A 13,877-nucleotide genomic window follows, 5' to 3' on the forward strand; every position below is an offset into this window, starting at 1 on the left:
ATCAGACTCCGGACTCAATTTTTTTGAATAATTCAACAACCTTCACCGGAAGCTTTTCTTTTGGCAACTTAGTCAGATTATCGGTAATTGCCTTTGCATAAAGCGGCTTACTTGAATCCAGAATATCAAGGATAGCTCGAACTCGCCCATCATCACCGGAGTAATCTCTGTGCACATCTTCAAAAATAGGTTGCCTGCAAGTTTCACAGCTTGGCTTATCAGTTCTAATCCGTTTTAAGAACGTACCATCTCGTTTTTCAATCCACTTATTCAGTGCATCACTTCCAGCAACCTCCTGAATAGTTTCTTCAATAAGATCTTTATAACCCTCGCTTAACAGATAACCTTCAAAGTCAGTCCCTTCAAGTATGGTGATATTGGGTGCGTTCTCGATGTCAGTAGGCCCAAAAATTTTTTCATAATTTTTTCTGAGGTCTTCAACCGTTTTAACTTCACCATCACTAAATATGAACACGGGGATATTGAGGTCTTTCGCCAAAATAAGGAACGGACGATATTTCGCTCCTGAGCCATTAACACCCAAAAAATTTATACCGAGCGAAAAGGGGCTTTTTCCAGTGTAGGACTCAAACAGTTCAGGTAGGGCTTGCTCTTCAGTCTCCCCTTCTGATAAGACTATCGCTTTAGAGAACAAAATCTCACCACGGGAGTGAACGACCTCTCTTTTCAATTTCCTTAGATCATCATTTTCAAACTCGGCTCTAAGCTGATATACCTGAACTGAATTATCCTGCTTGCTTAGGTACTTAATTTCATGCAGCTCAGCCAAGCCCGCAATATATGGCGAGTGGGTGCTAATAATGACCTGCCCAGGCACATCGATGAGCTGCCTGTACAATGTCCTCTGTGCATTCGGGTGCAGGTGTGCTTCAGGCTCCTCGGCAGCCATAATTGGGAAAAACGGCTCAGCTTCCTCTTCGTGATTCTTGGCCAAGAGTTCAGTGAAGGCTTTAACGGTCAACATGGACGCCCAACTACGCGTACCCATACCGTGATATTCCATCGAGAATGAGCTCCTATCTGATTCGCCAAAATTCACACTAAATCGCTTTGAAAGATCACGAATCTTCTTGGGAAATGGGGTAAGCTCTGTTTGGCCAGCCCCTTCAAATGATTGAGTTAGATTGTCCAGATGGGTTTTCAATCGCTTGAGTGGTTCGCTCTTCTCGATAGCCTCTTTATTGACTTCAGCCACCATCCGCTCCAGCTCAGCAACGTCTTTATCGTCGTACTCAACGCTTGATAGCACACGCCCAACAAATGAAGATTTCTCTTTCAATTCATTATGTATATCTCGTTGAGCATCAATAGAAATGAAAGGCACAGACTCCAGCCGTTTTCCAAGCTTTTTTCTATAGCTAACTTCTTCCCATCCGGCATTCTCTGGCCACGATTCCATTTCGTAACGATCAATAATGTATCCACCTTTTACTCTATCCGGTTTCGCGGTCGTTCTAATTGCCACATACTGTTTTCCGCCAGCCTCTGCCTGAATTTTAGCGCCAAACTCCTGCTGCCAACTCTCTGAAAATTCGCTGGCTCTAGCACCACCTTCGACGGGTATCAATCTAATGTCTATTGTGATCGTATCTTGGCGCTTACCATCTTCACCGATGTGAAAATCTTCATCGGACAAATAGCGCGAGTAGTCTCCGATTGCTAATTGCAATGCTTTTATAACTGATGTTTTACCGGCATTGTTTTGCCCTAGCAATACAGTAACTCTCGGTAAGGTCATCTCGATATTGGATATACCCCGAAAGCCGCATATACGAATAATATCTATTTGGATACTCATATAGCTTCACTCCATTGACTCAAGCGCGTCTTACCCGTCAGCAAATCTTGCATCATGCCTTGTTTGATTTGACGGTTTTTACCAAGATATTGTTCCAGCGCCTGAGTTTCCTCGTCCATATCGGACAGTATGGTGGCGATGGCGCTTTGTTCTTCTAAACATGGAAAGGTAGCCATTACACCTTCAATCGTACTTGCGTTAAGGCTTGGCACACCTGAAGCTTCGTTATATTGCATCCAATCAATCATGCAAAATTTATAGAAAATAAACTTTGCACTGGCACTACTAGATATCTCCGAGTAAAAAAGAGTGTCTACCGTCCAGAACGGTTTCTCTATATATCTGGGTTTATTGATAGTGCCTTTGCGGCCAATTAAAACTGAAGGTTTATCATACAAAAAATCTGTTGCTGCACCCATTTGTCCGCCGGTGCCATAAATAGGATACTGACCACTAGATGATTCTACATTTGTTTGGTTTTTTCCATGGCGAATAGATAGTAAGCAGCCAAAGGGAACAACCTCCCAATCCTCCGGTATCTCCCCCAGCTCGCTGGTTTTATAGCCTTTGGGACTGCCATCGGGCCAAGTGGCGAACTGCGGCAGGCGAGTACGGCCGGTCAGCAGTTGCTGCATGGTGGCGGTTTTAATGGCCTGCTTCTTGGCGACCAGGGCTTCCAGGCTGCCGAGCAGCGCATCCATATCGGACAACGCATTGGCAATGGCGGTTTGTTCTTCTTTAGGTGGGAAAGGAATCTTAATGCTCTTAACAATCCCACCACTCAAATTTTCTTGTCCACCAGAATTACTGAGCTCTCTAATGCTCTCATACATAGAATTAAGCACATGCAAAACATACGTATTTGTGTTTAAATCCTTTAATTCAATTGAAGCACACGCTTGGTTTATTGTTGCATCAAAACCAAGCAATGCTACTTTCCCTCGAGTTTTACCTTGCCCATACATGGCCATTAATATGGAGCCAGCCTTGCACCGCTTAACAGAGGATCTTTCAACACCTTTTGGGGTTATGAACTCATTGGCATTATTGATCACTTGGCCATCTATGAGTGTCGTTGTAACCCATGGAATATCACCGCCCCAATACTCAGCCACTTTACGGTTTGGCGTTCCTCCAGAAAAAACTGTTGCTAACTCACCAATGGTTTTATATTCCCAATCCTCCGGAATCACACCTACTTCGGTCTGCTTATACCCTGCCGGCACCACCTGCTCCGCTGTTGCCAGTTCTTTTTCGCTCACTTGCGCCACCTGATTATTCATTGCTGTCTTCCTGCTCAAATGATTGCGACAATTGCGCCATGGCCCTGGCCCGCTCGCGCTCCAGCTCCCGCTTCAGCTCTTCTTCGCTGGGCAAATAGGGCAGGTATTTGGCGGCAAACAGCTGTTTTTTGTCTGCCAGCACGGAATATTTCACCACGGCTTCGCTCTTTTCGCTGCACAGCACCAGACCAATGGTGGGGTTGTCGTCGTCGCCCTTGCGCTGCTCGTCATACAGGCGTACATAGGTGTCCATCTGGCCAATGTCCTGATGCCTGAGTTTGCCCAGCTTCAGATCCACCAGCAGAAAGCACTTGAGCTTGAAGTTGTAAAACACCAAATCGATATAGAAGTCTTCGTCGTCAAAGCGAATGCGCTGCTGGCGCTCCACAAAGGCAAAGCCCTTGCCCAGCTCCAGCAAAAACTGCTGCAGGGCGGTTTCGGCCAGAGGCTGGGTCAGCTGGTCGGCCTCCTGCTGCACCAGTGCCTTGTTCTGGCTGGCCAGCAGACGCTCATAATAAAGCGTGCCAATCTGCCGCTCCAGGGCGCGGGCGCTCCAGCTCTGGTTAATGGCTTCCTGCGTATACCAGCTTCGCGCAGCGGGGTTTTCTAGCCGCAGCAGGGTGCGGTAGTGGGTCCAGCTCAATTCGGGACGCAGTGCGTCTCGAATTGGAAACGCCTGATAAAACCGGCGCATATGCCTTAAATTGGTGACATCAAAACCCTTGCCCAGCCGGCTGGTCAGCTGTTGCGACAGGCTTTGCAGCTGCTGCCGGCCATATTCCGCGCGGCTTTGCCCCTGCTGCTCGTGCTCCACAATCAGCCGCCCCACTTCCCAGTAGCCTTGCACCATGGCGCTGTTTACCGCCTGCTGCACCCGGCCACGAGCCTGCTCTATCTGCTCGGCAATGGCTTGCGCCAGCCCGTCCAGGGCTTGCTCCCGTGGCCGGCTCACAGGCTGAGCCCCATGGCTTTCAGGTGGCCGGCGACTTTCTCACTTAAATCTTGCACTGCCTGGGTCAGCTCGGGCAGCGGCTGGCTGTAGCGTTCTTCCAGCTGCTTGACCCGGTTGGCCAGCTGCTGGGTGACCCGTTCCACCTCGGCAGTAATGGCGCTCTTTAAATGGGCCAGCCATTTGTCCTGCACCATCAGGGTTTTAATGGCGTCGTCATCGAGCTTGCCGTATTGCCTGAATACCGCTTCGTCCAAGGCGTCCTGGGCATCCTTCAGTGCCTTTTTGGCACTGGCCTCGGCATCGAACAGCTTTTTGGCCTGCCTGAGGGCGGCTTTTTCTTCCGCATCACGAGCCTGCTTCAGGCGAGCGGTGACGCTTACCTTGGTGACCTTGTCCTTGTCGTTGAGGGCGTCGCTAAGCAGGCCGTCGTCACTGCTGTTTTCCTCGATAAAGCTTTCCAGCGCCTGGGTGGCGCCGTCCAGTTCCGCTTGCAGTTCATTTAGTGTGTTCTGTTCGTCCTTGAAATAACGGGCAACAATGAGCGCGGGCGAAATAAGCTCGGCCTTGTACTTCACCTTGTTGATGACGAGATCCGGGGTTTCCTTCAGCTTTTCACCCCTGGCGGCCACCAGCTTGCGCAGTACCTTGCCAGCCGGCCAGCCGTCCTGCACCAGCACATATACATCGTCCTGCATATCCTCGGCCCAGTAGTCCATCAGCAGCTGATATACATCGTATTTGCTGAGCAGGGGCATGTTGGCATAGCGGCTTAACAGGTCTTCCGACAGATCAAAAATCAGCTCCTTGGGGCTGTCGCCCTTGGCGATTTCATCAAGCTTTGCGTCCTCGGCCCATTGGGTAAAGGGCACCAGGCTGCGCCCGGCAAAACTCTTGAACTCGTCGTGGGCCAGAATGGTGCTTTTCACCTCGGCGGCACTCACCAGTGCCCGGCTGTACCCTTTCCGCGCCGACGCGAACAGGGTGGCACGCAGGCTGGGGAACACTTGCCAGTAATCGGCCAGGGCGTCGATATCCCGGTTGGGTATGCCCCCTTGCAGATGGGCGGACAGGTCGTGCAGGTCTTCCGGGTCGCTTGAGTCAATGTAACGGGGAATGTTGAGGTTATAGTCGTTGGCCACGATTTCTCTCAGGGGCACATGGCGGCTGAAGCGTGGCAGCTCAATGCCTTTGGTGAACACATCCACGATTTTATGAATGTCCTGGCTGCGCAGCCGGTTCTTGTTGCCGTCCTTTATAAAGCCCTTGCTGGCATCCACCATAAAGATGCCCTGCCCGGCCTCGCCTGCCCGGCTGCGGGCTCGGGATTTGTCCAGCACGATAATGCAGGCGGGAATGCCGGTGCCATAAAACAGGTTGGCGGGCAGGCCGATAATGCCCTTGATGTAGCCCTGCCTGATCAGGTTTTCACGAATGCGGGCCTCGGCGTTGCCGCGAAACAGCACACCGTGGGGCAAAATCACCGCCCCCTTGCCATTGCTGTTCAGGCTTTTGAGAATATGCAGCAAAAAGGCGTAGTCGCCGTTTTTCTCCGGCGGTATGCCCCATTCAAAGCGGCCAAATTCATCTTCTGCCGGGTTCAGGCCGCTGGTCCAGTTTTTGTTGGAAAACGGCGGGTTGGCCACGGCAAAGTCGAAGGTCTTGAGCTGGCCGTTGTCGTCCTTCCACTGGGGCGCACTCAGGGTGTTGCCCTTCCAGATCTTGGCGGTGGCGTTGTCGTGCAAAATCATGTTCATGCGGGCCAGGGCGCTGGTGGCGTTATCCATTTCCTGGCCATAGATGGACAGGCCCCTGGGCGCCTCGTCACTGGCCTTGAGCAGCAGGGAGCCGGAGCCACAGGTGGGGTCGTAAACGGTGGCTTCCTGGGAAGTGTCTTTGTTAATGCCCACCACCTTGGCCAGAATGCGCGACACTTCCGACGGGGTATAAAACTGGCCCTTGCTCTTGCCGGACTCGGTGGCGAAGTGGCGCATCAGGTATTCGTAGGCATCCCCCAGCAGGTCGTCGCCCTCGGCCCGGTTGGCCGAGAGATCAATGCCCTCAAAAATGCCGATAAGGTTCGACAGCCGGTCGATCATGTCCTTGCCACGGCCCAGCTTGTCTTCGTCGTTGAAGTCGGCCACATCGATCACGCCCTTGAGATCGTTCTCTTGTGCCAGGGCGCTGATGATCTTGTTGATCTTGTCACCAATTTCCTTGTCGCCCTTCAGCGCCACCATGTCGTCAAAGCTCGCCCCCGGCGGCACTTCAATCATGGAGTAAGGATTGTCCCTGGCCTTGTCGGACACGTATTTCATGAACAACAGGGTAAGCACATAGTCCTTGTACTGGGAGGCATCCATGCCGCCACGCAGCTGATCGCAGCTGGCCCAGAGGGAGGAATAAAGTGCGGTTTTTTTAATGGCCATGGAGATCCTTGAAAGCACGATAAGAAATGACGAAAAAGTCGCCAAATCAGGCAAATAAAGAGATAAGGCAAAGTATGCCTAAGCTGCTTCAGGCTGACCAGCCTTCGTTAAAGAGTCCATAGACCCGCCCGGTCAAGCGGTGGAAGCGGTAAAGCTGGTGCTCCTGCCCTCATTACTGACAGCACCCTGGCGCAGGAACAATGGCACTGGCCAACGCAAATTCCCCATCTGGCCCTTGCGGCCTGAGCGCGCTTTGGCTCGAATGGCGAAGTGTTTCACTCAGGATCCATTCTAACCAGGGAGCTGTTATGTACGTACTGATGGATATCATGGTCTCGCCCGGCGGCGTTGGCGTGTCGGTGTCGCCTTATGTGGCCATGTGCCAGCAAATTTTTGAGGATGCCGGCCTGGTGCACACCATGCACGGCTACGGCACCAATGTGGAAGGCGAATGGGATGAGGTGATGGCGGCGGTCAAGCGCTGCCACGAGGTGCTGCACGATGCCGGCGCCGTGCGCATTACCAGCCATATCAAGCTGGGCACCCGCAACGACCGGGCGCAGACCATGGCCGACAAGGTCGCCAGCGTGCAACAAAAGCTGGGCGGCTAGAGTGCCATATGGTTTAAAAATCAAGCGGTCAGGCGTGTGTTATCCCTGCCACTCTTCTCGTCGGCGGCAAACGATGTTTGCAGATTGGCACCTTGGCTGGTGGAGCGCAGGCGGGCCTACCACACCCAGCTTTAAAGAGGCTGAGGCAGAACAGGCATCGCGGGCTGGGCTGTGCCTTCGCCCACCTCGGCGCCACTCTCATGCGGGCGGGCCGCCCGCGCCCCAAGCATCATCTCAGCGTCAGGCTGCCGTCCGGCTGGAGGCGGAATGCCGTGCCGGTATGTGTTCCTTCCCGGTTCAATCGCTGCGCCAGCCAGGCCGCGTCTTCGGGCCGGGCCCGGCACAGCCGGAACCGGCTCAGCTGCAACGGCACCAGCCGCAGCGACTGCAAGCGGCCGCTGTCCCGCTCAAGCACCGGAAAGAACATCAGCACCAGATCGGGCCGGTATTGCTCGTAACCGTGGATGCCCTCGTAGTCGTTGATAAAATCGCCGCAGCCATAAAGGATCAGTCGCTCCCGGTACAGCTCCAGCCCCAGCACATGGTGGGATGAATGGCCGTGCACCAGGTCGACCCCGGCCTCGTCGATCAGGGCCCGGGCGAAATCGCGGTGAGCGGCCGGTATGGCGTAACCCCAGTTAGGGCCCCAGTGGATCGACACCAGCACCCGGTCCCCTGGCCGTTGCCAGCGCCGGATCAGGGCCTTGAGCTCGTCGAGTGCTGGCGCCGTCAGCGCCGGCAAAAAGAATACCCCAGGTCGGTTGACGCCGGCCGCCCAGCTTTCCGGCACGCCGCTGGAGGCCAGGGCCAGGGCGAAGATCAGCAGGCGCCCGCCCTCCCCGGGTCCGAGTTCGATCCTGGCCGGCGCCCTGGCCTCGGCGAGATCCCTGCCGGCACCGGCGGTGCGGATGCCCTGTCGTTCCAGCCCGGCCAGGGTGTCGAGCAGCCCCCGCCGGCCCCAGTCCAGCACATGGTTGTTGGCCAGGACACAGACATCGATGCCGGCGGCGCCGAGGACGGGCAGGTTGGCCGGATGCATGCGGTAGTTGATGCCCTTGGGCTGCCAGTCTTCGCTGGTGGTGATGCTGGTTTCCAGGTTGATCACCCGCACCGCAGGCCCGACCCGCGCCAGCTCGGCCAGGGCGTCGCCCCAGACATAGGCAAAGCCGACCCGTCGCGGGATCCGCCCTCGCCGCTGCTCGGCCAGCCTGACATAGCCGCTCGCCCGGGTCATATAGGCTTCGTGCAGCTCGTCCGGGCAGGAACGGGGCAGGATCTGGTCGATCCCCCTGCCCGTCATCACATCGCCGCACAGGAACAGGCTCAAGGTTCGCCGGGACATAGGGCTCCTTCCGGGAAAAGACGTGCCTTACATCTCCAGTCTGGCAAAAAATACGCAGAAGCCGCCAATTATTTAACATAACGCCGACGGCTACGCATTATGGCTGCCTTATCCGATAGCGGGGGCCGCGGCCTCCGCCCGGCAGTTTCTCCAGGCAGCCCTTAGCCGAGCAGATCGGTCAGGTGCCGGGTGGCGGTGGGTTTGCTGACCCTGGCCACCTTCTGATACTGGGCCGCGCTGATCCCCTGCTCGCGTTTCCTATTCGTCGGCTCACCCGTTTTGCCGCTGCCCTGGTGCCGCCGGTCCCGACCCGCTACCATGGCGGCATGATCGGCGGAATAACAAGGAAAACCCATGGAGATCCTCATCGCGGCCAGCAATGCCCTGGCCAAATGGCTGCGGCTGGAGCTGCCCCGCCTGCCCAGCCCGGACGGCAAGCGCATTGGCACCCAGCCGCTGACCACGGGTTTCGGCCGGGTGTCCTGGCAATGCCATCTGGTGGAGCATGGCCGCCCTGGCGGTCTGCGTCATTACACGGTGATCGCGGTCGAGGCCCACAGCCGCTACGCCCTGCTGCTGCCTTTTTTCGAGCCGCCCACGCAGGCGGAGCTGGAGTCGATGCTGCTGGAGCGCTGGGGCAACGAGGCGCTGCACCTGGCCCTGGAGAGCGGCGCCGTCAACGACGACGAGCTGCCGCTGATGGTGGCGCGTTTCTTCGCCGAAGACCGGCGGATCACCTGGGTCAACAACAGCGATCCCAGCATCAACGGTCATATCACCGATACCGGCGAGTGGCTGAAAAGCACCCTGGCCCATGAAGAGCTGGACTATCTGGACGACAACCACTGCTACGGCCTGGGCCTGCATATCAACCAGCAGTACAAACGGGTCGGTGGCAACCGCAGCCAGCCCTTCCGGCCGGTGATCCGCCTGCTGGACGATGCCCTGTTCCGCTTCGGCCAGGGGCTGGCGGTGGACTGCTATCCCGACACCCCGGTGGGGGATTTCCCCTGCCCCTACCCGGACCGGCCGGTGCGCGACAACGTGGTGCGGCTGGCCGACTTCCGCCGCCGCGGTTAATTCCCGGGCAGGGTGCAGTAAGAAGGAAAGCGCACCTGCCGCCAGAGACCCTCGCACAGGGAGGCGGGACCCCGCCGGTCGCCGGCCAGCAGCCAGTCCACCAGTTGCTCCGCCACCTCCGGATAGTGCACCGGCTCGGCGGGAGGCCGGGCCAGCCAGGCGGCCACGGCGCTGCTGTCCAGCCGCGCCATCACGCTGCCCAGGTTCAGCCGCGCCAGGGCCAGGGCATTGGACAGTTGCTCGAACTGGCCCCCGAGCGGCTTGACCAGCAGTTTCTTGCCCAGGCTCAACGCCTCCGAGGACAACTCGAAGCCGCTGTTGGCGATAACACCGGCGGACTCCGCCAGATCCCGCAGAAATCCCTGACGCGATGGCGTGCGCCAGTGCAGGTGTCCCTGCTCCCGCGGCGCGGCCCCGGGGTGATAGCAGTAGAACCGGACATGGGGAAAGCCCCCGAGCAGGGCCGCGATATCCCCCGGCGCCTCGAACGGCAGGTATACCAGTACCTTGTCGGGCACGGTGGCGGCGACGGCCGGCGCCGGCGCTATCAGCGGTGGCAGCAATGGTTGCCCGAAATGGTGCCAGTGCAGGCCCAACTGGCCGTCGGCCGGCGCAAAATGGCGGATAAGCCGGCGGTTCAGCCAGCCCTCCCCCTGCCGGGGAATATCGCTCAGAAAGGCGGCCTGGTGGCTGATACCGACACAGGGCACCCCCGCCCGCCGGGCGGCCCAGGCGGTGACCGGCTCGAAGTCGTTCAGCACCAGATCGTAGTCCCGCACCGGCAGGGCATGGATATCCTTCAGCAGTTGCCCCGGACGGCAGCGGCCCAGGGTGGCCAGGGTATCGACCCGCCCCCGCCGGGTGACGAAGGTGAGCCCGCTGCGGCTCTGGTAGTCGCCGAATTCCGCCATGTCGAAATAGTCTTCCGGCCGCCGGCCGCTGAACAGGAAATCCACCGCCAGCCCGCGCCGGCGCAGCGCCGCGGCCATGACCCTGGCCCGGGTGATGTGGCCGTTGCCGGTACCCTGTACTCCGTAAAGAATGCGCATCGGACTCCTCCCTTAAAAAACCAACAGGGCGACCATGCCGCCCAGCAGCAGCCCGGCGAGGATATCGGAGGGAAAATGCACCCCCAGCCAGACCCGGGACCAGCCCACCAGCAACGCCCAGGGCAGCACCGGCCAGGCGGCGGCGCCGAAATGCAGCAGGCTCAGGCTGGCCACCAGCATGGCGGCGGCGGTGTGACCCGACGGCAGGCTGAAGCGGTCGGAAGGGGCGATATAGGCCCGGGCGTCCGGCAGGGCCAGTGCCGGCCGGCGCCGCCGGCAACCATTTTTCAGGCTGAGGTAGAGCGGCAGCTCCAGGGCGAAGGCCAGCAACAGATCCAGCACATAGGCCTGCAGCGGCGCCTCCCGGCTCAGCCAGAAGAAGAGCCCCAGCAGCACATAGGGCGGGCCGTCGCCGGTGCGGGAAATCCAGCGGGCCAGCCAGGCCCGCTGCTGCCAGTGGCGGCTGGCCTGGGTTCGGCGAAACAGCCGGTGATCGAGGCGGGGCAATGCATCCAGTACCATGGGCTCTCCTCCCTGCTCGGCTCCCATGGTCGCGGGCCGGGATGACAGGGCGGTGACCGGCGCATGACGATTGCGCGACAAGCCGGCACAGATTTTTACACAGAGGCTCGACCTGCCGGCCGGCTCAAGTATACTGGCTGCAATTTACCTAAGTTGATGAGTTTTCGAGTGCAACCACTGAGTCCTGCCGAACTGAATCCTGCTTTTTCCCTGCCCGATCTCGCCAGCCTGAACGATGTCACTCCCCTGCCGTTCAGCGCGCTGCAGGCCCGGGCCGATTCCGCCTTCGCCACCCTGGCGGGGCTGAACGCCGCCAATCCGGTGCTGCTGCTGAACGGTTTCCCGGGGGTGGATTACGAGGAGCTGGTGCAGGATCTGGTGCAAAAGCACGCCAACCACGCGGATCTGTTCGATCTCTGCTACGCGGAAAACCTGCATCATCCGCAAAAGCCGATCTGGCTCAGGCTCAAGGCCGGTACCGGCATCGAGTTCTGCGAGCTGGTCGGCCAGTTGCTGGAGCTGTCCTCCCGCCACCTGGAGGCCGAGCACATCGTCCAGCGGATCCTGAAGAAACAGGGCAACGACGAGAAGATTGCCGACTACCTGTCGTTGCTGTCCCAGCACGTGGCCGCCGGCGGCGGCTTCAGCCACCCCATCCTTATCAACCTGATGGTGCACCGCCACGACAGCACCATTCCCATCGTCTACGCCCGCCAGTTCAGCGCCGAGCAGCTGTTCGGCGCCATCCACTTCCAGACCGAGCAGGGCTCGGTGTTCAGCCACCATCACCTGCTGGAGCCGGGGCTTATCCACCAGGCCAACGGCGGTTACCTGATAGTGCCGATCGAAGAGCTGCTGGATCAGCCCAATCTCTGGTTCCGGCTGAAAAACGCCCTGGTCACCCGCCGGGTGGAGTGGAGCCGGCCGGCGGAAATGGCGGCCTTCTACTTCCAGCCCGAGCCGCCGCCCCTGGATATCCACCTGATCCTGGTGGGCGATCGCATGTCGGTGGCCGAGCTCTATATCCTGGACCGGGAGCTGGATACCCTCGCCTTTTTGCGCGCCGACATCATCCCCGAGTGGGATGCCCAGGCGGATCTGCCGACCTACCTCGGCTTCCTGGCCCACCTGCGCCGCAAGCACGAACTGCTGGACATGGACAGGGGCGCCATGCTGCGCCTGTGCCGCTACGGCAGCCGGCTCACCGAGCACCAGCACCGGCTCTCCCTGGTGGAAGCCCAGCTGCTCGCCCTGATGCAGTTGGCCGACGTCATCGCCAAGCGCGAGCAGGGCGAACTCATCACCGAGGCCCAGGTGGTGCTGGCCCAGCAGGAGCAGGACTACCGGCTGAGCTTTTTGGTGGAGCACTCGGATCTGGGGGTGCGCGACGGCCAGATCCTGCTGCAGACCCGGGGCCGGGAAGTGGGCCAGATCAACGGCCTCTCGGTGATCCAGATCGTGGGCCACCCCTACGACTTCGGCGAGCCGGTGCGGCTCACCGCCACCGTGCACCTGGGCGACGGCGACATCGCCGACATCGAGCGCAAGGCGGAGCTGGCCGGCCATATCCATGCCAAGGCCATGATGATCATCCACGGCTACCTGGCCAACCTGTTCGGCGCCGAGCATCCCTCGCCGCTGTCCGCCAACCTGGTGTTCGAGCAGTCCTACCACGAGATCGACGGCGACAGCGCCTCCCTCGCCGGCCTGTGCGCCCTGCTCTCGGCCCTGGCCCGGGAGCCGATTTACCAGCACTTCGCCATTACCGGTGCCGTGGATCAGTTCGGCAAGGTGCAGCCGGTGGGCGGCGTCAACGAGAAGATAGAAGGCTTTTTCCGGCTGTGCCGGCTGCAGGGCCTGACCGGCGAGCAGGGGGTGCTGATCCCGGCCAGCAACCGGCTGCAGCTCAACCTGTCCGACGAGGTCTGTGCCGCCGTGGCCGAGGGTCGCTTCCATATCTACCCGGTGGCCCATGTGGAAGAGGCCATCGAGCTGCTCAGCGGCTGCCCGGCGGGCGACGTGGACAGGCCCGAGACCCTGTTCGGGCGCATCCGCGAGCGGCTGGACGACCTCAACGGCCACACCATGGAAAGCGGCTTTTTACGGCGTTTATTCCGCCGGAATTAGAGATCGGACTTGTCTGGCGCACAGCTGTTCGCTAAAGTGACGCCAATTTTGTCACCAGGCCATTGTGGTCTGCTCGAATCAGGAAGAGTGAAATGCCTTCACAGAAAGAACTGGGCAAACACGCCTTTACCAAAGACGAACTGCTGGCCTGTAGCCGTGGTGAACTGTTCGGCCCGGGCAACAGCCAGCTGCCCGCCCCCAACATGCTGATGATGGACCGCATCGTGCACATCAGCGACGAAGGCGGCGAGCACGGCAAGGGCGAGATCCTGGCCGAGCTGGATATCAACCCCGAGCTGTGGTTCTTCGACTGCCACTTCCCCGGCGATCCCGTCATGCCCGGCTGCCTGGGCCTGGACGCCATGTGGCAGCTGGTGGGCTTCTTCCTGGGCTGGAAGGGCGGCCCCGGCAAGGGTCGCGCCCTGGGCGTTGGCGAGGTGAAATTCACCGGCCAGATCCTGCCCACCGCCAAGAAAGTGACCTACAAAATCACCATGAAGCGGGTGATCTGGCGCAAGCTGATCATGGGCATCGCCGACGGCATCGTGGAAGTGGACGGCCGCGTGATCTACGAGGCCAAGGATCTGAAGGTCGGTCTCTTCACCGATACCTCCAGCTTCTGAGCAGGCAACGGATACGTTAAGGCCCCGATGTTCGGGGCCTTTT

At 58.8% G+C, this 13,877-nt stretch carries 12 protein-coding genes; 4 read left to right on the forward strand and 8 right to left on the reverse strand.

Going from position 1 to position 13,877, the window contains the following annotated elements:
• Nucleotide 1 precedes the first annotated feature (1 nt).
• From CGX12_RS05075 to CGX12_RS05090, 4 genes are read right to left on the reverse strand one after another with little or no spacing between them, the layout of a single operon-like run.
• Nucleotides 2–1,819, reverse strand: a complete 1,818-nt coding sequence (locus tag CGX12_RS05075) for an ATP-dependent nuclease (protein ID WP_094038812.1) — start codon at nt 1,817–1,819, stop codon at nt 2–4.
• Nucleotides 1,816–3,102, reverse strand: a complete 1,287-nt coding sequence (locus CGX12_RS20070) for a restriction endonuclease subunit S (RefSeq protein WP_094038813.1) — start codon at nt 3,100–3,102, stop codon at nt 1,816–1,818. Before CGX12_RS20070 ends, CGX12_RS05075 begins: the two co-directional genes overlap by 4 nt.
• The gene (locus tag CGX12_RS05085; RefSeq protein WP_094038814.1) at nt 3,095–4,054 is read right to left on the reverse strand and encodes a PDDEXK nuclease domain-containing protein; all 960 of its coding nucleotides are present in this window, start codon (nt 4,052–4,054) and stop codon (nt 3,095–3,097) included. The genes CGX12_RS20070 and CGX12_RS05085 overlap by 8 nt, the downstream gene beginning before the upstream one ends.
• Nucleotides 4,051–6,480 carry a type I restriction-modification system subunit M gene (locus CGX12_RS05090; protein ID WP_094038815.1) on the reverse strand — a complete coding sequence of 810 codons (2,430 nt, stop codon included), beginning with the start codon at nt 6,478–6,480 and terminating at the stop codon, nt 4,051–4,053. Before CGX12_RS05090 ends, CGX12_RS05085 begins: the two co-directional genes overlap by 4 nt.
• A gap of 308 nt (nt 6,481–6,788) precedes the next feature.
• Here CGX12_RS05090 and CGX12_RS05095 point away from each other — a divergent pair, with 308 nt between their 5' ends.
• Nucleotides 6,789–7,091, forward strand: a complete 303-nt coding sequence (locus CGX12_RS05095) for an MTH1187 family thiamine-binding protein (protein ID WP_094038816.1) — start codon at nt 6,789–6,791, stop codon at nt 7,089–7,091.
• Between the two features lie 229 nt (nt 7,092–7,320).
• Here CGX12_RS05095 and CGX12_RS05100 read toward each other — a convergent pair whose 3' ends face one another.
• Nucleotides 7,321–8,433: a CapA family protein gene (locus CGX12_RS05100; protein WP_094038817.1), complete on the reverse strand. Its 1,113-nt coding sequence runs from the start codon at nt 8,431–8,433 to the stop codon at nt 7,321–7,323.
• 161 nt (nt 8,434–8,594) lie between these two features.
• Nucleotides 8,595–8,789 carry a hypothetical protein gene (locus CGX12_RS20190; RefSeq protein ID WP_254918215.1) on the reverse strand — a complete coding sequence of 65 codons (195 nt, stop codon included), beginning with the start codon at nt 8,787–8,789 and terminating at the stop codon, nt 8,595–8,597.
• On the opposite strand from CGX12_RS20190, the gene CGX12_RS05105 reads away from it, so the two are divergent.
• Entirely contained in the window at nt 8,788–9,513 is a 726-nt protein-coding gene (locus tag CGX12_RS05105) for a hypothetical protein (RefSeq protein ID WP_094038818.1), read from the forward strand. The genes CGX12_RS20190 and CGX12_RS05105 overlap by 2 nt on opposite strands.
• Here CGX12_RS05105 and CGX12_RS05110 read toward each other — a convergent pair.
• Nucleotides 9,510–10,562 carry an MJ1255/VC2487 family glycosyltransferase gene (locus tag CGX12_RS05110; RefSeq protein WP_094038819.1) on the reverse strand — a complete coding sequence of 351 codons (1,053 nt, stop codon included), beginning with the start codon at nt 10,560–10,562 and terminating at the stop codon, nt 9,510–9,512. The genes CGX12_RS05105 and CGX12_RS05110 overlap by 4 nt on opposite strands.
• 12 nt (nt 10,563–10,574) lie before the next feature.
• Entirely contained in the window at nt 10,575–11,084 is a 510-nt protein-coding gene (locus CGX12_RS05115) for a phosphatase PAP2 family protein (RefSeq protein WP_094038820.1), read from the reverse strand.
• A gap of 168 nt (nt 11,085–11,252) precedes the next feature.
• Here CGX12_RS05115 and CGX12_RS05120 point away from each other — a divergent pair, with 168 nt between their 5' ends.
• Together CGX12_RS05120 and fabA are read left to right on the forward strand one after the other, a co-directional pair.
• Nucleotides 11,253–13,211 carry a Lon protease family protein gene (locus tag CGX12_RS05120; RefSeq protein WP_094038821.1) on the forward strand — a complete coding sequence of 653 codons (1,959 nt, stop codon included), beginning with the start codon at nt 11,253–11,255 and terminating at the stop codon, nt 13,209–13,211.
• Nucleotides 13,212–13,303: 92 nt separating this feature from the next.
• Nucleotides 13,304–13,834: a 3-hydroxyacyl-[acyl-carrier-protein] dehydratase FabA gene (fabA, locus tag CGX12_RS05125; protein WP_094038822.1), complete on the forward strand. Its 531-nt coding sequence runs from the start codon at nt 13,304–13,306 to the stop codon at nt 13,832–13,834.
• Nucleotides 13,835–13,877 lie beyond the last annotated feature (43 nt).

This window comes from Zobellella denitrificans, from assembly GCF_002237365.1.
GTDB classification, from domain to species: domain Bacteria; phylum Pseudomonadota; class Gammaproteobacteria; order Enterobacterales; family Aeromonadaceae; genus Oceanimonas; species Oceanimonas denitrificans.

Bases quoted from the DNA above. Each gene is read 5' to 3' on its own strand.
- CGX12_RS05075 (WP_094038812.1), bottom strand. From the start codon at position 1,819: ATGAGTATCCAAATAGATATTATTCGTATATGCGGCTTTCGGGGTATA.
- CGX12_RS20070 (WP_094038813.1), bottom strand. From the start codon at position 3,102: ATGAATAATCAGGTGGCGCAAGTGAGCGAAAAAGAACTGGCAACAGCG.
- CGX12_RS05090 (WP_094038815.1), bottom strand. From the start codon at position 6,480: ATGGCCATTAAAAAAACCGCACTTTATTCCTCCCTCTGGGCCAGCTGC.
- CGX12_RS05095 (WP_094038816.1), top strand. From the start codon at position 6,789: ATGTACGTACTGATGGATATCATGGTCTCGCCCGGCGGCGTTGGCGTG.
- CGX12_RS05100 (WP_094038817.1), bottom strand. From the start codon at position 8,433: ATGTCCCGGCGAACCTTGAGCCTGTTCCTGTGCGGCGATGTGATGACG.
- CGX12_RS05105 (WP_094038818.1), top strand. From the start codon at position 8,788: ATGGAGATCCTCATCGCGGCCAGCAATGCCCTGGCCAAATGGCTGCGG.
- CGX12_RS20190 (WP_254918215.1), bottom strand. From the start codon at position 8,789: ATGGGTTTTCCTTGTTATTCCGCCGATCATGCCGCCATGGTAGCGGGT.
- CGX12_RS05110 (WP_094038819.1), bottom strand. From the start codon at position 10,562: ATGCGCATTCTTTACGGAGTACAGGGTACCGGCAACGGCCACATCACC.
- CGX12_RS05115 (WP_094038820.1), bottom strand. From the start codon at position 11,084: ATGGTACTGGATGCATTGCCCCGCCTCGATCACCGGCTGTTTCGCCGA.
- fabA (WP_094038822.1), top strand. From the start codon at position 13,304: ATGCCTTCACAGAAAGAACTGGGCAAACACGCCTTTACCAAAGACGAA.